The sequence below is a fragment of the Thioalkalivibrio sp. ALE28 genome (assembly GCF_000377425.1).
GTDB lineage: Bacteria > Pseudomonadota > Gammaproteobacteria > Ectothiorhodospirales > Ectothiorhodospiraceae > Thioalkalivibrio.
In genome coordinates, this window is sequence record NZ_KB898100.1 from 140,230 (window position 1) to 161,198 (window position 20,969).

General features: G+C 67.1%; 19 protein-coding genes and 1 pseudogene. 15 read left to right on the forward strand and 5 right to left on the reverse strand.

The features are described 5' to 3' along the window. Nucleotides 1-7: 7 nt before the first annotated feature. Entirely contained in the window at nt 8-364 is a 357-nt protein-coding gene (locus tag D105_RS0109515) for a cupin domain-containing protein (protein WP_026280462.1), read from the forward strand. A gap of 225 nt (nt 365-589) precedes the next feature. On the opposite strand, the gene pyrE is transcribed toward D105_RS0109515, so the two are convergent. Beyond that, complete coding sequence (gene pyrE, locus D105_RS0109520) at nt 590-1,225, reverse strand: orotate phosphoribosyltransferase (RefSeq protein ID WP_018878260.1); 636 nt, start codon at nt 1,223-1,225, stop codon at nt 590-592. Between the two features lie 114 nt (nt 1,226-1,339). Here pyrE and D105_RS0109525 point away from each other — a divergent pair, with 114 nt between their 5' ends. Together D105_RS0109525 and D105_RS0109530 are read left to right on the forward strand one after the other, a co-directional pair. Beyond that, entirely contained in the window at nt 1,340-2,113 is a 774-nt protein-coding gene (locus D105_RS0109525) for an exodeoxyribonuclease III (RefSeq protein WP_255349541.1), read from the forward strand. Between the two features lie 18 nt (nt 2,114-2,131). Then, complete coding sequence (locus tag D105_RS0109530) at nt 2,132-3,541, forward strand: AmpG family muropeptide MFS transporter (protein ID WP_038032877.1); 1,410 nt, start codon at nt 2,132-2,134, stop codon at nt 3,539-3,541. Nucleotides 3,542-3,646: 105 nt separating this feature from the next. Here the strand turns inward: D105_RS0109530 and D105_RS0109535 are convergent, their stop codons facing one another. Beyond that, complete coding sequence (locus D105_RS0109535; RefSeq protein WP_018878263.1) at nt 3,647-4,858, reverse strand: hypothetical protein; 1,212 nt, start codon at nt 4,856-4,858, stop codon at nt 3,647-3,649. Between the two features lie 371 nt (nt 4,859-5,229). On the opposite strand from D105_RS0109535, the gene D105_RS0109540 reads away from it, so the two are divergent. The 8 genes from D105_RS0109540 (at nt 5,230) to asnB (ending at nt 13,038) form a co-directional block, all read left to right on the forward strand. Further along, a complete protein-coding gene (locus D105_RS0109540) occupies nt 5,230-5,766 on the forward strand; it encodes a MarR family winged helix-turn-helix transcriptional regulator (protein WP_018867655.1) in 537 nt (178 codons plus the stop codon). A gap of 24 nt (nt 5,767-5,790) precedes the next feature. After that, complete coding sequence (locus D105_RS0109545) at nt 5,791-6,192, forward strand: hypothetical protein (protein WP_018867656.1); 402 nt, start codon at nt 5,791-5,793, stop codon at nt 6,190-6,192. A 78-nt stretch (nt 6,193-6,270) separates the two neighbouring features. Next, entirely contained in the window at nt 6,271-7,512 is a 1,242-nt protein-coding gene (locus D105_RS0109550; protein ID WP_018867657.1) for a Zn-dependent hydrolase, read from the forward strand. Between the two features lie 25 nt (nt 7,513-7,537). Beyond that, nucleotides 7,538-8,281 (forward strand): cysteine hydrolase family protein, encoded by a 744-nt coding sequence (locus D105_RS0109555; protein WP_018867658.1) that lies wholly within the window; start codon nt 7,538-7,540, stop codon nt 8,279-8,281. After that, nucleotides 8,278-9,735: a sodium:solute symporter family protein gene (locus D105_RS0109560; RefSeq protein WP_018878264.1), complete on the forward strand. Its 1,458-nt coding sequence runs from the start codon at nt 8,278-8,280 to the stop codon at nt 9,733-9,735. Before D105_RS0109555 ends, D105_RS0109560 begins: the two co-directional genes overlap by 4 nt. After that, entirely contained in the window at nt 9,732-9,854 is a 123-nt protein-coding gene (locus D105_RS15340) for a hypothetical protein (RefSeq protein ID WP_018867660.1), read from the forward strand. The genes D105_RS0109560 and D105_RS15340 overlap by 4 nt, the downstream gene beginning before the upstream one ends. After that, complete coding sequence (locus D105_RS0109570) at nt 9,851-10,924, forward strand: aspartate carbamoyltransferase (RefSeq protein WP_018878265.1); 1,074 nt, start codon at nt 9,851-9,853, stop codon at nt 10,922-10,924. The genes D105_RS15340 and D105_RS0109570 overlap by 4 nt, the downstream gene beginning before the upstream one ends. A gap of 95 nt (nt 10,925-11,019) precedes the next feature. Continuing rightward, a complete protein-coding gene (gene asnB, locus D105_RS0109575; RefSeq protein WP_018878266.1) occupies nt 11,020-13,038 on the forward strand; it encodes an asparagine synthase (glutamine-hydrolyzing) in 2,019 nt (672 codons plus the stop codon). Nucleotides 13,039-13,272: 234 nt separating this feature from the next. Here asnB and glnA read toward each other — a convergent pair whose 3' ends face one another. Together glnA and D105_RS0109585 are read right to left on the reverse strand one after the other, a co-directional pair. Beyond that, on the reverse strand, nt 13,273-14,682 hold the full coding sequence (glnA, locus tag D105_RS0109580; protein WP_018867663.1) for a glutamate--ammonia ligase: 1,410 nt from the start codon (nt 14,680-14,682) through the stop codon (nt 13,273-13,275). Between the two features lie 218 nt (nt 14,683-14,900). Next, nucleotides 14,901-16,124 carry a cation diffusion facilitator family transporter gene (locus D105_RS0109585; protein WP_026280463.1) on the reverse strand — a complete coding sequence of 408 codons (1,224 nt, stop codon included), beginning with the start codon at nt 16,122-16,124 and terminating at the stop codon, nt 14,901-14,903. 162 nt (nt 16,125-16,286) lie between these two features. Between D105_RS0109585 and glyQ the strand changes: the two genes are divergently transcribed. The 4 genes from glyQ (at nt 16,287) to D105_RS0109605 (ending at nt 20,771) form a co-directional block, all read left to right on the forward strand. Beyond that, a complete protein-coding gene (glyQ, locus tag D105_RS0109590; RefSeq protein WP_018878268.1) occupies nt 16,287-17,231 on the forward strand; it encodes a glycine--tRNA ligase subunit alpha in 945 nt (314 codons plus the stop codon). Nucleotides 17,232-17,293: 62 nt separating this feature from the next. Further along, the gene (gene glyS / locus D105_RS0109595) at nt 17,294-19,375 is read left to right on the forward strand and encodes a glycine--tRNA ligase subunit beta (protein WP_018878269.1); all 2,082 of its coding nucleotides are present in this window, start codon (nt 17,294-17,296) and stop codon (nt 19,373-19,375) included. Nucleotides 19,376-19,384: 9 nt separating this feature from the next. Further along, entirely contained in the window at nt 19,385-20,140 is a 756-nt protein-coding gene (locus tag D105_RS0109600) for a 1-acyl-sn-glycerol-3-phosphate acyltransferase (RefSeq protein ID WP_018867667.1), read from the forward strand. Next, nucleotides 20,130-20,771: a hypothetical protein gene (locus D105_RS0109605; RefSeq protein WP_018878270.1), complete on the forward strand. Its 642-nt coding sequence runs from the start codon at nt 20,130-20,132 to the stop codon at nt 20,769-20,771. Before D105_RS0109600 ends, D105_RS0109605 begins: the two co-directional genes overlap by 11 nt. A 41-nt stretch (nt 20,772-20,812) precedes the next feature. Here D105_RS0109605 and D105_RS15080 read toward each other — a convergent pair. Then, nucleotides 20,813-20,969 (reverse strand): annotated as a pseudogene (locus D105_RS15080) (IS110 family transposase); the annotation flags it as partial.

Here is a 20,969-nt window from a genome sequence, read left to right on the forward strand (position 1 = left end):
CCCGATGATGCATACGCGCTACGCCGACATCCCGGCCTATGACACCAAGGACGGCTCCGAGATCCGCGAGCTGATGCACCCCGATGTGCACGGCAACGCCGCCCAGAGCCTGGCCGAGGCCGTGGTCGAGCCAGGGGCGATCACGCGCCTGCATCGCCACGCGCGCACCGAGGAGCTCTATCACGTCACGCGCGGCCAGGGCGAGATGCGCCTGGGTGACACGACCTTCCCGGTGACGGTGGGTGACACGGTCTGCATCGCGCCCGGCACGCCGCATAATATCCGCAACACCGGCGCTGAGCCCCTGCATATCCTGTGCAGCTGCTCGCCGGCGTACTCGCACGACGACACCGAGCTTCTGTAGCCCGTTCTGCGGGCTCATCCGCACCCGTCCTTGTGAGGACCGCCGCCGTCGAAGCGGAAAGGCTGCGTTGAACGGCCGCGGGGCGAGCGAAGCGAGTAACCGCCGGCCGGAGCCACCGACGGGTGGGGCGGGCCGGCGGCTTTCTACCGCGCTGGGAGATTGCTTCGTCGGCTGCACCTCCTCGCAATGACGGAGGTGGACGCTGAAGCGGTGGTGCGCGTATCCCTAAACGCCGTACTCGGCGCGGTAGGCGCGCAGGGCCTCCAGGTGTTCCGGCGCGCGGCCGGTCTCCTCGAGCATGCGGACCAGGTCGCCCAGCCGGGCGACGCGCACCACCTGCAGGCCCAGATCGGCCTCGACCTCCTGGATCGCGGAGCGCTCGCCGCGGCCGCGCTCCTCGCGGTCCAGCGCGATCGCCACGCCGATCGGGGTGGCCCCGGCGGCCCGGATCAGGTCCACCGATTCCCGGATCGCGGTGCCGGCGGTAATCACGTCGTCCACGATCAGCACCCGACCCTCCAGCGGGGCGCCGACGATGTTGCCGCCCTCGCCGTGGTCCTTGGCCTCCTTGCGGTTGAAGGCCCAGGGGCGGTCCATGCCGTGGTCGCGATAAAGCGCCTCGGTGACCGCCGCGGCCAGCGGAATGCCCTTGTAGGCCGGACCGAACACCAGGTCGAACTCGATACCGGAATCCCTGATCGCCTGCGCGTAGAACTCGCCCAGCCGCGCCAGGTCCGACCCGCGATTGAACAGCCCCGCGTTGAAGAAGTACGGGCTCACCCGTCCGGACTTCAGTGTGAACTCGCCAAAGCGCAGGACATCGCGTTGCAGGGCGTATTCCAGAAAGGCGTGGGCGGTCATCGGGGCGGCTCCGGTCGTGAAACGCCGTATTCTGACACACCCGCTTGCGGATCCGGCATCCGTGCGGTCCCGGGGCCTTTTCCGCGCCCGCGCGCACGGGTATTGTTCCCCGCCATGCGCATACTCTCGATGAACGCCAACGGCATCCGTGCCGCAGCCCGCAAGGGCTTCTTCGACTGGCTCCCGTCCACCGAGGCCGACGTGGTCTGTATCCAGGAGACCAAGGCCCAGATCCACCAGATCCAGGGCGAGCCGTTCCATCCACCCGGCTACCAAAGCGTCTATGTCGATGCCGTGAAGCCCGGCTACAGCGGCGTGGCGCTGTACAGCCGACGCCAGCCGGACGAAGTCGTGACCCGCATCGGCTTCGAGGAGGCCGACAACGAGGGCCGCTATGCCGAGATGCGGTTCGGTAACCTGTCGGTGGTCTCGCTCTACCTGCCCTCGGGGTCTTCGGGCGATCATCGCCAGGACTCCAAGTGGCGCTTCCTCGAGTTCTTCCGCCCTTGGCTGGCGGAACGCATGCAGGACGGGCGTGAATGGGTCATCTGCGGCGACTGGAACATCGCCCACAAGGAGATCGACCTCACCAACTACAAGTCCAACCGCAAGAACTCCGGCTTCCTGCCGGAGGAGCGGGCCTGGCTGGACCACCTGTTCGACGAGATCGGCATGGTCGACGTGTTCCGCCGGCTGGACGGGCGCCCCGAGCAGTACACCTGGTGGTCCAACCGCGGCCAGGCCTGGGCCAAGAACGTGGGCTGGCGGATCGACTACCAGATTGCCACCCCGGGCATTGCCGCCACCGCGTGCGATCCGTACATCCACACCGACGACCGCTTCTCCGACCACGCGCCGTTCTGGATCGACTATGACTACCAGCCCTGACCGGGGCCTGTGCCGCGCATGACCGACGCCGCCGAAGCGCAACGGCCCCCGCGCCGCGACTGGCGCGCGGCCCTGGCGGTCTACCGCCATCCGCGGGTCATCGGCATGCTGTTCCTCGGCTTTGCCGCGGGCTTGCCGCTGCTGCTGACCGGCGGCACCTTCACCGCCTGGCTGCGCGACCTTGGTGTGGAGCTGGCCTCCATCGGCTTCCTCTCCTGGGTCGGCATGGCCTACAGCATCAAGGTGTTCTGGGCCCCGGTGGTCGACCGCCTCGCCCTGCCGGTCCTGACCCGAGTGTTCGGGCGTCGCCGTGCCTGGATGCTGTTCGCCCAGGCCGTGATCATCCTGGGCCTGGCCGGGATCGCCCTGACCGACCCGACGGAGCAGCTCTGGCTGGTGGCCGTCTGGGCCGTACTCACGGCCTTCGGCGCCGCGACCCAGGACATCGCCATCGATGCCTACCGCATCGAGGCCGTCAGCCAGGAGCGCCAGGGCGCGATGGCCGCCGCCTACGTGTTCGGCTATCGCGTGGCCCTGCTGACCGCTGGAGCCGGGGCGCTGCATATCGCCGCGATCGGCAGCTGGAGCCTCTCCTACGGCGCGATGGCCGCCCTGATGCTGGTGGGCGTCGTCTGCACGCTGATCGTCCGTGAGCCCGAGGTGGCCCGGCGCGACTCCGCCACGGCCCGACTCGAGGACCGCGTGGTCCACTACCTCAACAACACCTCCGATACGGGCTGGTGGCGTGACCTGAAGGCCTGGTTCATCGGCGCGGTGATCTGCCCGTTCGTCGAATTCTGGCAGCGCTTCGGGAAGATTGCCCTGGTGGTGATCGCCTTCATCGCCGTGTTCCGCATCAGCGATATCTTCATGGGCGTGATGGCCAATCCGTTCTATCTGGACATCGGCTTCACCAAGGACGAGATCGCCAACATCGCCGCCGCCTTCGGCCTGGCCATGACCCTGACCGGCGCGGCCCTCGGCGGCCTGCTGGTGGTGCGCTTCGGCATCATGCGCATGCTGATCGCGACGGCGATCCTGGCCCCGCTGACCAACCTGACCTTCTCCTGGCTGGCGACCCTGGGGCCGGAGACCTATGGCCTGGTGTTCGCGATCATGGCCGACAATCTCTCCGGTGGCATGGCGATCTCGGTGTTCATCGCCTACCTCTCCAGCCTCACCAACAGCGCCTACACCGCCACCCAGTACGCCCTGTTCAGCTCCATCATGACGCTGCCGGGGCAGTTCCTCGCCGGCTTCACGGGCGTACTCGCCGAGCACATCGGCTGGGTCTGGTTCTTCGCCAGCTCCGCCCTGATCGGCATCCCCACCATCCTGCTCGCCTTCGCCCTGATGCGCTGGGCCAATCCCGACCACATGCCCCAGCCCGGCCGCCCGGATGTGGCGGAATCCCCCGCCCGCGAATAGCCGGCCGAGCGCCTCGGTGCCGGACAGCAAAAAGCCCGCATCCGTGGATGCGGGCTCGAGTGATGCCAGCGGGCCGCCGAGTGGCGGCCGTCGTGTGCTTGGGTCCTAGAAGTAATACCCGAAGTTGATGTTGATACGGGTTTCCCAGTCATCGGTCCTGTTGGCACCAAGCTGCTCGCCGTAAGGCGTATCGCCACCAACGAAGCCGTTGCCGTTGGAGTAAGCGAGGTCGGTGTAGATGTACCAGTTCCCACGAGCCCAAGCGGCGCCCAGGACCAACAGGTCGCTGTTGTTGAAGTCACTTTCGCGCTTCACTACCGAGCTATATTCGGCGTACGGGATCACGTAGTCCAGCCAAGGGATGTTTGGCGTCTCGTGGTAGTAGCTGGCCGAGATCGCCGGAACCCAGGCTTCCGCCGCAACTTCATTCCAGTAGTCGTAGGCTCCAAACTGCACGAGTTTGTCACTTCGGAAGACGTCTCCACCTACATCTAGAAGATCATGCTCGTCTACGTCGTACTTGTAGTAAGACAGTTGACTGGCAAGGGTCCAGTTGCCAAAGCGGTTAACTGCGTGGCCCGAGACAGCGAACATGTCGCCGTCGCTTTGCGGGCCATTGCTCTTCAGTTCGCCGTACTGGGCCGAGAAACCGACCTCGTGATCAGTGTTGGGAATACTGTAGATCCCGCGGAAATTGACTTGGTTTCGTTCCTCGAAGCCTGTCCCGGTCTCGTCGACCACATCGTAAGAGTATCGGGCGCTGTCATCGGAGTTGTTGCCAGAGTAGGAGCCGGCATCCGAGTAGAAGTAGGCAACGTCCCAGGTCCAGTCGCCCATCGGCATCGTGTACTTGACGCCGAGGTTCATATTGTCGGAAAGACCGACGTAGTAATGCTGGTCGAAGAACCAGCTTTGCGAGACCCCGTAAGCTCCCGGCCCGAACGGTGCACGGGTTACACCTACCTCTAGCTGGCTTTCGTTTTCAAAACGATAACCAACCCAGCCGGTGTGCAGCATGTTGTAAGAGCTGGCAGCGTCGTTATACCAGCGATACTCGAACTTGCCGAGCCAGGGGCCGTTCTCGTAATCGAGATTGATGCGTGCGGTATCAAGCAGAAAGTCGCCGCCCTTGTCCCAGTCACGTCGGTCGCCTTCGTAGTCACCTACGGTGTAGTTGGCGCGCAGGGCGCCGCCGATCGACAGGTTGCCGACCTGGATGCTGTCGTATTCGGCGGCGGCGGCATTCGGGCCCAGGAACAGGGCCAGGGCAACGGCACCGGACAGGGGTGCCAGGGTCCAGCTCATCGTCTTCTTCATTGCGATTCCTCTTCTGGTCAGGCGGTTCGGGTGTCGCCAGTGGCCTTACCGGGCGGACACGAAGTGCACGGCGTGTCCCGGGCTGCAACCGGTGGTCTGCGGACCACGCGGGCCGATGCGTTGTAAACACGATACGCAGCCCCGGCGCACTGTGGTGTGACCACGACACCCGCCCCGTGTTCCTTTTCTCGCGCGAGGGCCTTCAGCCGACCGGCGCCCGGCCTACCGGGGCGGCCTTCTGGCTGGGGCAGGCTCCCCAATCCACTTGTTTAGAGCCCATGGCGGGATTTCGCCAGCCGGTGCGTAAGTTGCAATGGAACTATTTTTGTACAAAAATAACTAAACGAGTGATTCAATTGCGGGAAGTTTTGATGACATCCACCCAGGCCGTGCCCCAGGCACACGACAACGAATCCGGTGCCGCCGCCGGCACGAGTGGCGAGCCGGATCTGGCGCGTTCGGTGATCCGCCAGTTGCGGGTGATCATCCGCGCGCTGCAGGGGCACTCGCGCACGGTCGAGCGGGCCTGTGGGATCAGCGCCTCGCAGCTGTGGGCCCTGTGGGAGCTGCAGCGCACGCCGGGGCTTAACGTCAGCGACCTGTCGCGTCGGCTCTCGGTGCATGCCTCCACGACCTCCAACCTGCTGGACAAGCTGGAGCACCGCGGGCTGATCGAGCGCCGCCGTCCGGAAAAGGACCAGCGCATCGTGCGGCTCTATGTCACCGATGCCGGCCTCGAACTGCTGGACCAGGCCCCGGCCGCGCCGCAAGGCGAACTGAACCGGGCCCTGCAGTCGCTGCCGAAGGGGTGTCTGGAGGAACTCGACCAGAACCTCGACCTGCTGGTCGAGGCGATGAACACCACCGAGCCTCGGGCCGGGCTGCAACCGTTCGACGGCAAGGCCTGAGCCCGGGCCCGTCCGGAGGTTCCGATGCGCATCCTTCGTTCCCTCCTGCCGATTCTGTTCTTCCTGCCGCTTGCGGCGGGCGCCCAGCCGGCATTCGACGCCCCGCCGGAGCGCGCCACCGATGGCGGGTTCACCCTCGCCTGGGAGGCGGATGCGGCGGTGGTGCTGGAGCAGGCCTCGGGGCCGGATCACGCGGATGCCCGCGTGATCTACCAGGGCGGTGATACCAGCACCGTCATCAGCGGACTGCCCGATGGCGAGTACCGGTTCCGCCTGCGCGCCGCGGATGCGGATGCCTGGGCCGACCAGACCACCGTCACGGTGGAGCATCACAGCCTGACCCGCGCCTTCGGCTTCTTCGCGGTGGGCGCGATCGTCTTCCTGGTCCTGATCGGGGCCATCCTGCGCGGGCGTCCGCGCGACTGATTCACCCGGTCCGTCCTGCCGATACGCTCGAGGCCCCGCCCTCGCGTAGCAGGGACGGACCCGTTTCCGGAGGGTTCCATGACGGATCTCAAGATCAACATGCAGCGCCTGCAGCAGGACATCAACGACCTCGGGCAGATCGGCCGCGATGCCGACCGCGGCCTGCATCGCCGCGCCTTCAGCGAGGGCGACCGCGCCGGGCGCGAGTGGTTTCGCGGTCGCCTGGAGGCCGCCGGCCTGGACGTCTGGCAGGACGGTGCCGCCAACCTGCATGGTCGGCTGGACTATGACGGCAAGCGCCCGGTGGTCGCCATGGGCTCGCACCTGGACACGGTGCCCGGGGGCGGCCCGCTGGACGGAGCGCTGGGCGTGCTGATCGGGCTGGAGGTGCTGCGCACGGCCAAGGAGAACGCGGTCGATCTGCAGTACCCTCTGGAGGTGATCGATTTCACCGACGAAGAGGGTCGTTTCGGTGGCATGTTCGGCTCCCAGGCGATGGCCGGCAAGCTGACCCCGGAGAGTATCAGCCATGCCCGGGATCTCGAGGGCGTGACCCTGGTCGAGGCCATGGCCAACTGGGGCCTGAATGCCGACGACGCCCTGAGCGCACGGCGCGACCCGCACACCCTGCATGCCTTCATCGAGACGCATATCGAGCAGGGGCCGGTACTCGACCGGCGCGGCCTGAGCGTGGGCGTGGTCGAGGCGATTACCGGGTTGTTCAAGTGGGAGGTGCGCCTGAAGGGGCAGCCGAACCATGCCGGCACCACGCCGATGGACATGCGCATCGATGCCTTCCAGGGCCTGGCCGAGTTCGGCGGCGAGATCGATCGCCTGCTGGAGGAGCACGGCAGCCCGAATTCGCGTGCCACCATCGGGCGCGTGGAGCTCTCGCCCGGGGCGCCGAACACGGTGCCCGGGGTGGCGACCTTCTCCTTCGAGGTGCGCGATACCGACGAGAAGGTACTGACCGCGCTGGCGCATGCGGCCCGTCGCACCCTGTCGAGCCTGGCCCGTCGGCGTGATCTGATGTTCGAGTTCGACGTGCTCTCCGAGATCGACCCGGTGCGCTGCGATCCCGGCATTGTGCAGACCATCGAGGCGCAGGCCGAGCGCATGGGTCTGGAGTACATCACTATGCCCAGTGGCGCGGCCCACGACACCCAGAGCATGAGCCGGATCACCCGTACCGGCATGATCTTCGTGCCGAGCCTCCAGGGGCGTAGCCATTCCGCCGCGGAATGGACAAACTGGGAGGACATCGAGATCGGCGCCAACGTGGCCCTGCAAAGTGCCCTGGCGCTGGCGGCCCGGCAATAAACCCCGACGAAAGGAAACGCCCGGAATGGCCGACAACAACAACGTCTCCCGCCTGACCGACTACGACTCCCTGGACCCGCTTCGCGAGCAGTACCAGGAGAGCCTGATCACCACGCCGGTCCTGCGTCAGGAGCTGCGGGAGCACCACGTCGCGCTGCTGTGTATCGACCTCCAGTACCTGGATGCCGCGCGGGGCCACGGCGTGTTCGCGGATTCCGCCGAATCCGGTGTGCCGCTGGAGGCGCAGGAGTACTACTTCAACCGCCTCGAGCAGACCGTGCTGCCCAATGTGCGCCGCCTGCAGGACGCCTTCCGCGAGGAGGGGCTGGAGGTGATCCACACCCGCATCCGCTCGCTGACCCGCGACGGCCGCGACCGCAGCCCGGGCCACAAGCGCCTGAACCTGCACGCGGCTCCCGGCTCCAAGGATGCCGAGTTCGTCGAGCAGGTGGCTCCGGTGGGGGACGAGATCGTGCTGGACAAGACCGCCAGCGGGGTCTTCAACTCCACCAACCTGCACTACATCCTGCGCAACCTGAACATCTCCGCCTTGTTCATCGTGGGCGTGTACTCCAACGAGTGCGTCTCCACGGCCGTGCGGGATGCCTGTGACCTGGGCTTTTATGTCACCCTGATGGACGACGCCACGGCCACGGTGACGCCGGAGATGCAGAAGGCCACGATCACCACCATCAAGGACCGCTACGCCCGGGTGATGACCACGGACGAGGCGATCCGCGAGATCAAGAAGGTGCAGGAGGCCTCGTGACCGGTCTCGACGACCCCATCCTCCCGACCTCCATTGCCTGGGGGCTGCTGGCGGCGTTCAGCGTCCTCTGGGTGGTGCTGGGCTGGTGGCTGGGGCGTCGCAACAAGACCGCCGAGGACCATATGCTGGCGGGCCGCAATGTCGGCCTGGCGCTGGCCACCGCGACCGCGATGGCCACCTGGGTCACCGCCAACACCACGATGACCGCCCCGCAACTGGCGCTGCAGCTGGGTGTCTGGGGCATGCTGGGTTACTCGCTGGGCGCGCTGGGCCTGATCCTGTTCGCGCCGCTGGCACGGCGCATCCGCGAGCTGATGCCGCGCGGCTTCACCTCCGGCGACTTCATCCGCCTGCGCTACGGCACCTTTACCTGGCGCGTGTTTCTGGTGGTCTCGCTGATCTACGCCTTTGGCTGGCTGGTCTCGATGGCGATGGCCGGCGGGGTGCTGATCAATGCCCTGGCCGGGATCGACTATCGCGTGGGCATGACCGTGATCCTGACCGTCTGTGTGATCTACACCCTCCTGGGCGGTCTGCGCGCGGTGATCGGGACCGACTTCATCCAGACGGTCATCATTGTCGCCGGGGCGGCCTTTATCGCCTGGCTGACCATCGACAAGGTCGGCTTCGAGGCGATCCACTTCAATCTGATGGAAGAGCGCCCGGAGCTGCTGAGCCTGCTGTTCCCGGCCGCGATCATGTTCCTGTTCAACAACCTGCTGTTCGGCGTGGGCGAGATCTTCCACTCCAACGTCTGGTGGTCGCGCGCCTTTGCCTTCGGCCGCAACGTGGGCTTTCGCGCCTACCTCTTCGGCGGGTTGCTGTGGCTGCCGATCCCGATCGTCGCCGGCTTCATCGCGCTGGCGACGCCCGCGCTGGGGATCAACGTCCCGGCGGCAGACATGGTCGGGCCGCTGGTGGCCGCCGAGGTGCTGGGCCTGACCGGGGCGATCGTGGTGTTCATCGTGGTGTTCGCCGCGCTGGCCTCCAGCCTCGACTCGCTGCTGGCGGCCACGTCCGATCTGGTGACCCGCGACATCTACCGCGGCCACATCCGTCCGCGGGCCAGCGAGCAGCACCAGTTCCACGCGACCAAGGTGATCGTGGTGCTACTGGGGCTGCTGACCTGGCTGGCGGCCAGCTACCGCGGCGAGATCCCGATCGTCGGCTCGCTGGCGGAGCTTTTGTACTTCACCGGGGCCTTCGTGGCCTCCGCGATCTGGCCGATCGTCGCCGGCCTGTACTGGAAGCAGGCGAACCCGCAGGGTGCCGCCTGGTCGATGATACTGGGGTCCGGTATCGGGCTGGCCAGCTATTTCCTGATCGGGTTCTACGTGGCCGCGCTGGTCGGGGCCGCCGTCTCGCTGGCGGTGATGGTGCTGACCACCTGGCTGATGCCGCGGCCGTTCGACTGGGGCCGGCTGGCCCGTTCCGACGCCGAGGTGCCGGCATGACCATCTCGACAACCGCATTGTCCGTGATCGTGGTCATCGCCACCAGCGTGGCGACGCTGACCCCGATCCTGCTGATTGCCCTGTTTATCCGCGACTGGAAAAAAGGACGCCTCTGGTGAACTACACCGAAGATCCCCTGCACGTGCTCCACCCGAAAGACGGCGCCGCCGGTACCGACCGGCCGCGCGCGCTGCTGGATGCGGTGGAGGAAGACCCGGATCCGCTGCTGAAGCTGGCCGCCGCACACGTGGTCTCCAGCCAGCAGTTCAACCGCGAGGAACTGCTGCAGCTGTTCCGGCTGGCCGCCCAGTACGAGACCACGCCCGCCCTGATGCATCTGCCGCTGGCGGGCAAGATCCTGATCAGCGCGTTCTACGAACCGTCCACGCGCACGCGGTTGTCGTTCGAGAGCGCCTGGCACCGCCTGGGCGGGGCGGTGATGTCGATCACCGACCCCAAGAGCACCGGGATTGCCAAGGGCGAATCGCTGGCGGACATCGCCGAGATGTTCAACAACTACGGCGACGTGCTGGTGCTGCGCTCCTCGGATGGCGAGGCCGCGCACAACATGCTGGAGAACCTGCGCATCCCGCTGGTCAACGCCGGCAACGGCATCGACGAGCACCCGACCCAGGCGCTCGCGGACGTCTACACCCTGGCCAAGTGGCGCCCGGAGCTGTTCACCGGCCCGGTTGTCCCGGAGGACCGCATCAAGGTCGGCATCATCGGGGTGCCCTCGCGCATGCGTACGGTACGTTCGCTGCTGCGCCTGCTGAGCCTGTTCCCCGAGGCGATCGAAGAGGTCGTGATCATCTCGCGCGAGGACGAGAACTTCGATCCCGGCCAGCGCGAGGAACTGGCGGAGGCCGGCCTGAACCTGCGCGTGGTGCACGAGCTGGATCCGGTACTGCCGGAGCTGGACGTGGTGTACATCAACGCCATCGCCTGGGTGGGCGATACCTTCGAGTCCATGGGTGAGGGCCTGAAGCTGGACCGCAACTCGCCGCTGAAGAAGGGCGCGATCATCATGCACCCGCTGGCGCGCGGTGCGGAGCTGTCGACGGACCTCGATGACACCCCGCACAACTGGTATTTCGCCCAGGCGCGCGGGGCGGTGTTCGTGCGCATGGCACTGCTGACCAGCGTGGTCCGCCGCATCAGCGCGGTCATGGACACCCCGGAAGACTGAACCTCGCACTGAACTGAACCGCGAGTGGCGTGGCGCGCCGGAACGGACCGGGCCGCGCCCCGCTCGCACCGAACGGATAACCAAGGAGACATGCCATGTGTGGCATCGCCGGAATCTTTCACGCCGACCTGGACCGCAAGGTCGACCCGCAGACCCTGGTCAACATGGCCGCGATCCAGTATCACCGCGGTCCTGACGGCTTTGGCTACAAGACGCAGGACGACCGTGGCGTGGGGTTCTCCCACGCGCGGTTGTCGATCATCGACCTCGACGAGAACCGCGGGCGCCAGCCGTTCTGCATGACCAACGGCGAGATCATGACCGCGGTCAACGGCGAGCTGTACGACTACAAGCGCATCCGCACCGATCTCACCTCGCGCGGGGTGAAGTTCCGCACCAAGAGCGATTCCGAGATGGTGATGCACCTGTACCAGCGCGAGGGGCTGGAGGACGCGGTGAAGCACTTTCGCGGCGAGTTCGCGATCTCGCTGTATGACCGCAAGCACGACCGGCTGATCCTGATCCGCGACCGCTTCGGCATCAAGCCGCTGTATTTCACCGAGGCCAACGGCAGTTTCGTGTTCGGCTCCGAACTGAAGGTGCTGTTCGCCAACCCCGATGTGCCGCGCCAGTTCTCCGATGATGGCCTGTACCACCAGCTGATGCAGACCATGGTGCCCGGCACCACCGCCTTCGAGGGCATCCACCAGGTGAAGCCGGGCCACATGGTCATCGTCGAGCGCGCCCACGGCAAGCTGAAGATCCGCCAGGAGAAGTACTGGGACATGGACTTCCCGCTGGCCTCCGAGCGCCCGCCCGAGAGCGAGACCGACGAGAACTACTGGATCGAGGGCGTGCGCGAAAAGCTGATGGAGGCCGTCCAGCTGCGCCTGGAGGCCGACGTGCCGGTGGCCTGCTACCTCTCCGGCGGGATCGACTCCTGCATCACCCTGGGGCTGGCCTCGGCCAGCCAGCAGTCACCGGTCAAGGCCTTCACCATCGGCTTCGACAACGACGACTACGACGAGACCGCGATCGCCCGCGAGATGGCCGAGAGCGTTGGCGCCGACCAGGACATCATGACCCTGAATGCCGACCATCTCTACGACAACTTCGAAGAGGCGCTGTGGCACGCCGAGCGCACCATCTACAACACCCTCGGCGTGGCCAAGCTCCTGATGAGCCGCCACGTGAACAAGGCCGGCTACAAGGTGGTGGTCACCGGCGAGGGCTCGGACGAGCTGTTCGGTGGCTACCCGGCGTTCCGCCGCGACATGTTCCTGCACGGCCTGGACACCCTGCCGGAGGCCGACCGTCAGGCCTGGCAGCAGATGCTGAACGAGTCCAACGAACTGGTCTCCGGCGCGATGCTGGCCGAGGACGAGGTGGATGACCCCGAGTTCACCCGGATGATGGGATTCACCCCGTCCTGCCTGCAGCCGTGGCTGGCCGCGTCCGACCACGTGCCGGGCCTGCTGCACCCGCAGCGCCGCGAGCGCATGCAGGGCTACCAGCCGGGCAAGGCGATCGCCGATGCCCTGGACAACGACATGCTGGAAGGCCGGCACCCGCTGGACAAGGCCCAGTACGTCTGGATCAAGACCATGCTGGAGGGCCAGATCCTGACCTGGGGCGGCGACCGCATGGACATGGCCAACTCGATGGAGGCGCGCCCGCCGTTCCTCGATCACCACCTGGCCGAGTTCGCCGCCCACCTGCCGCCGACCATGCGCATCAAGGGCCCCACCGAGAAGTACGTGCTGCGCGAATCGATGAAGGGCCTGCTGCCGAAGGTGCTCTACGAGCGCGAGAAGTTCGCCTTCATGGCGCCGCCGGCGCATACCGATCCGGTCAAGTGGGCCGCGATGAAGGCCCTGGCCGATCGCTACCTCGCGCCGGAGAAGGTCGAGGAGGCCGGTCTGCTGGATCCGGAGGGCGTGCGCCAGGTGTTCGAGCTGCACGAGTCCGAGGACACCCCGGCCGCGACCCAGGTCCAGCTGGACGCGGTGATCAACCACATGATCGGGGTGCAGGTGCTGTACGAGAAGTTCGTGGCCACCGACATCCCGGCGCTGGCACAGCAGAAGGCCGAGGAGTTCGGCTGGCACGCCTGATTGCCGATGAACGGTCAGAGGCCCGGGAGAGTCCTTCCGGTGCCACACGAGAAGGCCCCGCGGATCGACCATCCGCGGGGCCTTTTTTGCGATGCCCGATCCGGCATCGCCGGTCGTGTCGGCGAGCAGGGCTTCTCCCTGGTGGAGCCCGAGCCCGGACACAAAAAAGCCGCCGGCCCCGGAGGGCGCGGCGGCGGATGGCCTCGCGGCCCCGAGGGGCCGGAAGCGGACGCCTTACAGGCTGTAGTACATGTCGAACTCGATCGGATGGGTGGTCATGCGCATCTGCGTGACGTCTTCCATCTTCAGGTCGATGTAGGCATCGATCATGTCGTCGGTGAACACGCCACCCTGGGTCAGGAACTCGCGATCCTGGTTCAGGGCTTCCAGCGCCTGGTCCAGCGAATGGCAGACCTGCGGGATGCCCTTTTCCTCTTCCGGCGGCAGGTCGTAGAGGTTCTTGTCCATCGCGTCGCCGGGGTGGATCTTGTTCTGGATGCCGTCCAGGCCGGCCATCAGCATCGCGGCGAAGGCCAGGTACGGGTTGGCGGTGGAGTCCGGGAAGCGCAGCTCGATCCGGCGCGCCTTCGGGTTCATCACGAACGGGATGCGCAGCGAGGCCGAGCGGTTACGGGCGGAGTAGGCCAGCATCACCGGCGCCTCGAAGCCCGGCACCAGACGCTTGTAGCTGTTGGTGGACGGGTTGGTGAAGGCATTCAGCGCACGGGCGTGCTTGATGATGCCGCCGATGTAGTACAGCGCGGTCTCGGACAGGCCGCCGTAGAGGTCACCGGAGAACAGGTTCTTGCCGTCCTTGGACAGCGACTGGTGCACGTGCATGCCGGAGCCGTTGTCGCCGACGATCGGTTTGGGCATGAAGGTCGCGGTCTTGCCGTGGATGTGGGCCACGTTCTGCACCACGTACTTCAGGATCTGCACCTCGTCGGCCTTCTGCGTCAGGGTCGCCGGGCCCACGCCGATCTCGCACTGGCCGGCGGTGGCCACCTCGTGGTGGTGCACCTCGGTCTCCAGACCCATCTCGGTCATCACTTCGCACATGGTGGAGCGGATGTCGTGCAGGCTGTCGACCGGCGGGACCGGGAAGTAGCCGCCCTTCACGCCCGGGCGGTGCCCGATGTTGCCGTCCTCGTAGACGCGCTCGGAGTTCCAGGACGCCTCCTGGGAGTCCACGCGGCAGTAGGAACCGGACAGGCTGGTACCCCACTTCACGTCGTCAAAGATGAAGAACTCGTTCTCCGGACCGAACAGCGCGGTGTCGGCGATGCCGGTGCTCTGCAGGTAGGCCTCGGCGCGGCGCGCCAGGGAGCGCGGGCAGCGGTCGTAGCCCTGCATGGTGGCCGGCTCGACCACGTCGCAGCGGATGTTCATGGTCATGTCTTCGAAGAACGGGTCGATCACGGCCGACTCGGCGTCCGGCATCAGGATCATGTCGGACTCGTTGATCCCCTTCCAACCGGAGATCGAGGAGCCGTCGAACATCTTGCCTTCCTCGAAGGTCTCTTCGTCGATGTCGTGGGCCGGCATGGTCACATGCTGTTCCTTGCCCTTGGAGTCGGTAAAGCGGAAGTCGACAAAGCGCACTTCCTTTTCCTTGATCTGGTTCAGCACGTCGGCTGCGGACATGGGGGTCTCCTTGGTCTTCACTTGAGTCTTCGATTTTGGCCGGCCGGCCTGTTGGCCCCTGCACGGCTTCGTGGGTCATTATGCAGGCATCATGCCATCCGGCCCGATTCGGCCCGGGCGCGCGAAAAACGGGCACCCCGGGTGCCGCGCCGCCTCCGTTATGCACCATCATGGTGCCGTATATGCACAACGATAGTGCTTGCTGGGGTGTGCCGCACCTAATGAGTGCACGGACGATAGAGTAGCGTGACCTCGCCCAGCATGTCGCCCACCTGCGGGTGGCCGTGCAGCCGGTCGGCCAGGGCCCGGGCCCGCGCCTCCAGGTCCGGGGCCGCGGTTGCCCCGTCAAGGCGCAGGGTCAGCGTCATGTGCACCCGGCCGCCCAGGTAGTGCAGGGACAGGTGCTCCACCGCGTCCAGCTCCGGGGTGTCGGCCCAGGCCTCGCGCAGGGCCTCTACCAGCACCGGCCGTAACGGCAGCGTCGAGCTGCGCGCCTGCTCCGCGTCATTCTCCGGGTCCACGTGCACCGTGATGTCGTTGACCCGCTCATGCTCGTCGGTCACCGAATGGAACACCGCATCGGCGATCCGATGCCCCTCGGAGACCGAGATCATCGGCGCGACCTGGATGTGCACATCGGCCACCACGTCGCTGCCGTGGCGGCGGGTGCGCAGCATGTGCGCATCCTTCACCCCGGGCACGTCCAGGATGGTGCGGTGAATGCGATCCACCTTCTCCGGCTCCAGCGCGGTGTCGATCAGCTCCGCCGCGGCGCGCACGATCAGGCGCCCGGCGATATGCAGGATGAACAGGGCGACGATCAGCGCCGCCAGGGCGTCCGCCCACGGGAAGCCCGCCACCGCCGCACCCACGCCGACCAGTACGAACAGCGACGAGATTGCATCCGTACGGTGGTGCCAGGCATTGGCATCGAGCATCCGCGAGCGCAGGCGCTTCGCCACTCGGTGGGTGTACTGGTACAGGCCCTCCTTCGCGACCAGGGTCAGCGCGGCAAAGAAGATGGCCATATTGGCGGGACCGGTCATGGCCTCGGGGTCGACCAGCCGGCTGCCGGCTGCCCAGGCGATCCCCAGCCCCGCGGCTGCCAGAAAGACCCCGACGATCACCGTTGCGAGGGTCTCGATGCGGGCATGGCCGTACGGGTGGTCCTGGTCGGGGGACGCCGCAGCCTTGCGCGCGGCGAACAGCACGACACCGTCGGTGACGAGGTCCGACAGCGTATGCACGCCGTCCGCGACCAGCGCCTGCGAGTTCAGAAGCCAGCCGCTGAGCAGCTGCGCGACGGCCAGAAAGCTGTTCACGGTCGCGCCCACCAGCGTCACTCGGCGGGTGTCGCGGTAGCGCTGACCGTTCTCCGCGGTCACCGTCGGTTCCGAATTGGCGTGGGGCTCGCTCAGGGCGGTTCTCCCGAACCGGATCAAGCCTCCAGTATGGGCGCCTTCCCGGCTGGCGCAAAACCGACTGCCGCCACAGGGAAGTGCCGACTCGCGCGGGCGTCTCCGCGTTTCGCGCTGACGCTGACGGTGGCCGAGGCTGGAGCCCGGCCGATATACTGTCCGCTTTGCCCTGACCCGGGATCCCGCATGGCGCACGAACGCACCCCGTCCAGCAGCAGCCCCACCTTCCAGGACCTGATCCGTCGCTTGCAGGACTACTGGAACGACCACGGCTGCGTGGTCCTGCAGCCCTACGACATGGAGATGGGGGCCGGCACCTTCCATCCGGCGACCTTCCTGCGCTCCATCGGGCCGGAGCCGTGGCGCGCGGCCTACGTGCAGCCCAGCCGCCGTCCTACCGACGGTCGCTATGGCGACAACCCCAACCGCCTGCAGCACTACTACCAGTTCCAGGTGCTGCTGAAGCCGTCGCCGCCGGACATCCAGGACCTCTACCTCGGCTCCCTGGAGGCGCTGGGCTTCGACACCCTCACCCACGACGTGCGCTTCGTCGAGGACAACTGGGAGTCGCCGACCCTTGGCGCCTGGGGCCTGGGCTGGGAGGTCTGGCTGAACGGCATGGAGGTCACCCAGTTCACCTATTTCCAGCAGGTGGGCGGGCTCGACTGCCACCCGGTCTCCGGCGAGATCACCTACGGGCTGGAGCGTCTGGCGATGTACCTGCAGGGGGTGGAGAGCGTCTACGACCTGGTGTGGACCATCGGCCCGGACGGGCGCGCGGTCACCTACGGCGACGTCTATCACCAGAACGAGGTGGAGCAGTCGAAGTACAACTTCGAGCATGCCGACCGCGATGCCCTGTTCGCCGCCTTCGACCAGCACGCGGCGGAGAGCGACCGCATGATCGAGCTGGGCCTGCCGCTGCCGGCCTACGAGCAGATGCTGTGCGCCTCGCACAGCTTCAACCTGCTGGATGCGCGCGGCGCGATCTCGGTCACCGAGCGCCAGCGCTACATCCTGCGCGTACGCGAGCTGTCGCGAAACGTTGCGCAGAAGTATTACGAGTCGCGCGAGGCCCTGGGCTTCCCGCTGTGCGCCGATGACGACACCAACAAGCCCGACGCCGCCTGAACCCTATTTCCCGGATCGCGCGCCCTTGCGCGCGGTCGTGATGGACCCGACACGGACCCGACATGGCTGAAGCCCGCGAACTCCTGATCGAACTGGGCACCGAAGAGTTGCCCCCCGCCGCCCTGCCGCGCCTGCGTGATGCCCTGGCCGAGGGTCTGGCCAACCGGCTGAGCGAGGCCGGGCTGGAGCCGGGCGTGCCCGAGACCTTCGCCACCCCGCGCCGGCTGGCGGTGCTGTTCCCGGACGTCCCGGGGCAGCAGCCGGACCAGTTGCAGGAGCGTCGCGGCCCGGCTGTGGCCGCCGCCTTCGATGACGCCGGCGAGCCGACCAAGGCGGTGCTGGGCTTTGCCCGCTCCTGTGGCGTGGAGGTCGAGCGCCTGGAGCGCGAGACCACCGACAAGGGCGAGTACCTGGTCTTCCGCCAGATGCAGCCGGGGCGCGCCCTCGGCGAGCTGCTGCCGGAGATGCTGGAGGCCGCGCTCGAAGCCCTGCCCACGCCCAAGCGCATGCGCTGGGGCAGCAGCCGCACCGAGTTCGTGCGCCCCGCGCACTGGCTGGTGGTCCTGCACGGGACCGAGGTGCTGGAGATGACGGTGCTGGAACAGACCGCCGGGCGGGCCACGCATGGTCACCGCTTCCACCAGCCCGGCGCGCTGGAGCTGAAGCGCGGCAACGACTACGCCGAGCGGCTGCGCAGCCCCGGCTTTGTCGAGCCGTCGTTCGAGGCGCGGCGCGAGAACATCCTGGCCCAGGTGCACGAACAGGCCAAGGCCCTGGGCGGGCGCGCACTGGTGGATGCCGACTTGCTGGACGAGGTGACCGCACTGGTAGAGTGGCCGGTGGCCCTGACCGGCGGCTTCGACCCGCGTTTCCTGGATGTCCCGCAGGAGGCGTTGATCTCCACCATGCAGGACAACCAGAAATACTTCCCGGTGGTCGACGAGGCCGGGCGCATGCAGCCGCACTTCATCGTGATCAGCAATATCGAGTCGCGCGACCCGCACGCGGTGCGCGACGGTAACGAGCGCGTGCTGCGCCCGCGCTTCGCCGATGCCGAGTTCTTCTGGCAGCAGGACCGCAAGAAGCGTCTGGAGGAACGGCTGGATGCGCTGGACTCCGTGGTGTTCGAGAAGCGCCTGGGCACGCTGCGCGACAAGTCCGTGCGGCTGGAGGCCCTGATGCAGCGCCTGGCCGGCCTGATGGGGCTGGATGCCGGGCTGGCCGCGCGCGCCGCGCGCCTGGCCAAGTGTGATCTGGTGACCCAGATGGTCTTCGAGTTCACCGAACTGCAGGGCACGATGGGCCGCTACTACGCCCTGCACGACCGCGAGGATGAGTCTGTCGCGGCTGCAATCGAACAGCACTACTGGCCGCGCCAGTCCGGCTCCGAGCTGCCGGATGTCCCGCTGGCCCAGGCCCTGGCGCTGGCGGACCGCCTGGACACGCTGGTCGGGATCTTCGCGATCGGCAAGCAGCCCACCGGTACCAAGGACCCGTTCGCCCTGCGCCGCGCCGCGCTGGGACTGGTGCGCATCCTGGTCGAGCGCGAACTGCCGCTGGCCCTGACCCCGCTGCTGCAGGCCGCGGCCGAGCCGATCCGCGAACGGGTGCCGGAGGCCGACCAGGCGGTGGAGCCGGTCCGCGAGTACATCCTGGAGCGCCTGCGCGGCTACCTGCTGGAGCAGGGCCAGGCGCACGAGACCATCGAGGCAGTGGCCGCGGTCGCGCCCGATACCCCGCTGGACTTCGTCCGCCGCGTGCGCGCGGTCAGCCTGTTCCGCGAGCGCCCGGAGGCCGAGGCCCTGGCTGCGGCGAACAAGCGCATCCACAACCTGTTGCGCAAGGCCGGCGAGGAGGCCGAGGCCGACCTCGACCCGGAGGCCCTGGCGCTGGACGAGGAGCGTCAGCTTTACCAGGGCCTGCAGGCGGTGCGTCCCGGCGTCGAGCAGGCGGTGGCCGATGGTGACTACCTGCACGCCCTGGGCGAGCTGGCGGGCCTGCGCGATCGCGTCGATACCTTTTTCGACCAGGTGATGGTGATGGCCGAAGATGCCGCCGAGCGGCGCAACCGTCTGGCCCTGCTGCGTGAACTGCGCCGCGCGTTCGAGACCGTGGCCGACATCGGCCGCCTGGCCACGGGATAGCGCCGCCGCATGCTGCCCCTGATCCGCGGTCTGCTGTTCCAGCTCGGGTTCATCAGCTCGATGCTGGTCTTCGGCGTGCTGGTGCCACCGCTGATCTGGCCGTTCTCGCGCCGCATCCGCTACCGGGTGCTGACGCAGTGGGGGCGCTTCAATGTCTGGTGGCTGCGGGTGACCTGTGGCGTGGACTACCGGGTGCGCGGCGCCGAACACATCGATGCGTCGCGTCCGCATGTGGTGCTGTCCAAGCATCAGTCGGCCTGGGAGACCGTCGCCTTCGTCGCGATCTTCCCGATGCAGACCTGGGTGCTCAAGCGCGAGCTGATGCGCATCCCGGTCTTCGGCTGGACGCTGGCGATGATCGATCCGGTGCCAATCGACCGCGAAGGCGGGCGCCAGGCGCTGGAGAATCTGGTCACCGAAGGCCGGCAGCGCCTCGACGAGGGCCGCTGGGTGATCGTGTTCCCCGAGGGCACGCGCGTGGCCCCGGGCGAACACGGGCGCTACCGTCAGGGCGGCGCGATGCTGGCCGCGCGTACCGGCTACCCGGTGCTGCCGGTGGCGCTCAACAGTGGCAGCTTCTGGCCGAAGAAGGGCATCCGCCGCTACCCCGGCACCATCGAGGTGGTGATCGGCCCGCCGATCGAGACCGCCGGGCGCAAGCCGGTGGAGGTGCTGGCCGAGGCCGAAGAATGGATCGAGACCACCATGGCCGGGATCGAGCCGCGTCCCGCCCGTCCGTCATCGGAGCCCGCACATGGCGAATGAACCCGTGATCAGCGCGCCGCTGGTCGAACTGCGTGACCGGACCATTTACCGCATCGGGGATGGTTCGCCGGCGGTCTGGCTGATCGACGACCTCGAACTGGGCGGGATCCTGGTCAACGCGCCGGCGTATTCGGAACCCCTGCTGGCGGCGATCCGGGCCATCACCAGGCCCGCCTACCTTTTCCTGCCCAGCCGCCATGGGGCACAAGACCTGGAGGCCTGGCGGGCGGCTGGCCTCGAGACCCTGGCGTTCGAGGCGGAGGCCCCGGCGATCCGCGCGGCCGGCGGCGAGGTCGATATCGCCTTCAACCGCAAGCAGCGCCTTTCGCGCACCATCGATTTCCTGCCGATGGCCGGGGTGACCGAGGGCACCTGTGCCCTGCGCCTGAAGAACCTGCCGGGAGTCGTGTTCTTTGGCCCGGCGCTGGCACCCGGGGCGGATGGCTGGCCCACGCTGACCCAGAATCCGGAGGACCATTCCTTCGAGGCGCGCCTGTTCGGCGCCCTGGGCGTGAAGGACCTGAAGTTTGCCTACGCCTTCTGTGATCGCTTCGACCCGGCGAGCACGCAGTATGGCCCGGACGCCGACCAGCACATCCAGGCCCGCATCGAGGCGGTATTCGACGAATAGCATCTTCGTAGGGGTTGGGTTGTCTTGGCCTGTAGGAGATTCTATGTCTCTCCACAAGGGGTCTTAGGTTGGTAATCGGTCTGATTGTTCATCAGGGCGAAGGCGACGCGGGCCAGCTTGCGAGCCAAGGCATTCAGCGCCTGGGTCGTCGCCAGGCCACGGTCCAGGCAGCGCTGGTAGTAGTCGCTCCAGGCGGGT

Coding starts and splice junctions, on each gene's coding strand:
- D105_RS0109600 (WP_018867667.1), top strand. CDS start 19,385: ATGCTGCCCCTGATCCGCGGTCTGCTGTTCCAGCTCGGGTTCATCAGC.
- asnB (WP_018878266.1), top strand. CDS start 11,020: ATGTGTGGCATCGCCGGAATCTTTCACGCCGACCTGGACCGCAAGGTC.
- glnA (WP_018867663.1), bottom strand. CDS start 14,682: ATGTCCGCAGCCGACGTGCTGAACCAGATCAAGGAAAAGGAAGTGCGC.
- glyS (WP_018878269.1), top strand. CDS start 17,294: ATGGCTGAAGCCCGCGAACTCCTGATCGAACTGGGCACCGAAGAGTTG.
- D105_RS0109545 (WP_018867656.1), top strand. CDS start 5,791: ATGCGCATCCTTCGTTCCCTCCTGCCGATTCTGTTCTTCCTGCCGCTT.
- D105_RS0109535 (WP_018878263.1), bottom strand. CDS start 4,858: ATGAAGAAGACGATGAGCTGGACCCTGGCACCCCTGTCCGGTGCCGTT.
- D105_RS0109515 (WP_026280462.1), top strand. CDS start 8: ATGCATACGCGCTACGCCGACATCCCGGCCTATGACACCAAGGACGGC.
- glyQ (WP_018878268.1), top strand. CDS start 16,287: ATGGCGCACGAACGCACCCCGTCCAGCAGCAGCCCCACCTTCCAGGAC.
- D105_RS0109530 (WP_038032877.1), top strand. CDS start 2,132: ATGACCGACGCCGCCGAAGCGCAACGGCCCCCGCGCCGCGACTGGCGC.
- D105_RS0109605 (WP_018878270.1), top strand. CDS start 20,130: ATGGCGAATGAACCCGTGATCAGCGCGCCGCTGGTCGAACTGCGTGAC.
- D105_RS0109540 (WP_018867655.1), top strand. CDS start 5,230: ATGACATCCACCCAGGCCGTGCCCCAGGCACACGACAACGAATCCGGT.
- D105_RS15340 (WP_018867660.1), top strand. CDS start 9,732: ATGACCATCTCGACAACCGCATTGTCCGTGATCGTGGTCATCGCCACC.
- D105_RS0109550 (WP_018867657.1), top strand. CDS start 6,271: ATGACGGATCTCAAGATCAACATGCAGCGCCTGCAGCAGGACATCAAC.
- D105_RS0109555 (WP_018867658.1), top strand. CDS start 7,538: ATGGCCGACAACAACAACGTCTCCCGCCTGACCGACTACGACTCCCTG.
- pyrE (WP_018878260.1), bottom strand. CDS start 1,225: ATGACCGCCCACGCCTTTCTGGAATACGCCCTGCAACGCGATGTCCTG.
- D105_RS0109525 (WP_255349541.1), top strand. CDS start 1,340: ATGCGCATACTCTCGATGAACGCCAACGGCATCCGTGCCGCAGCCCGC.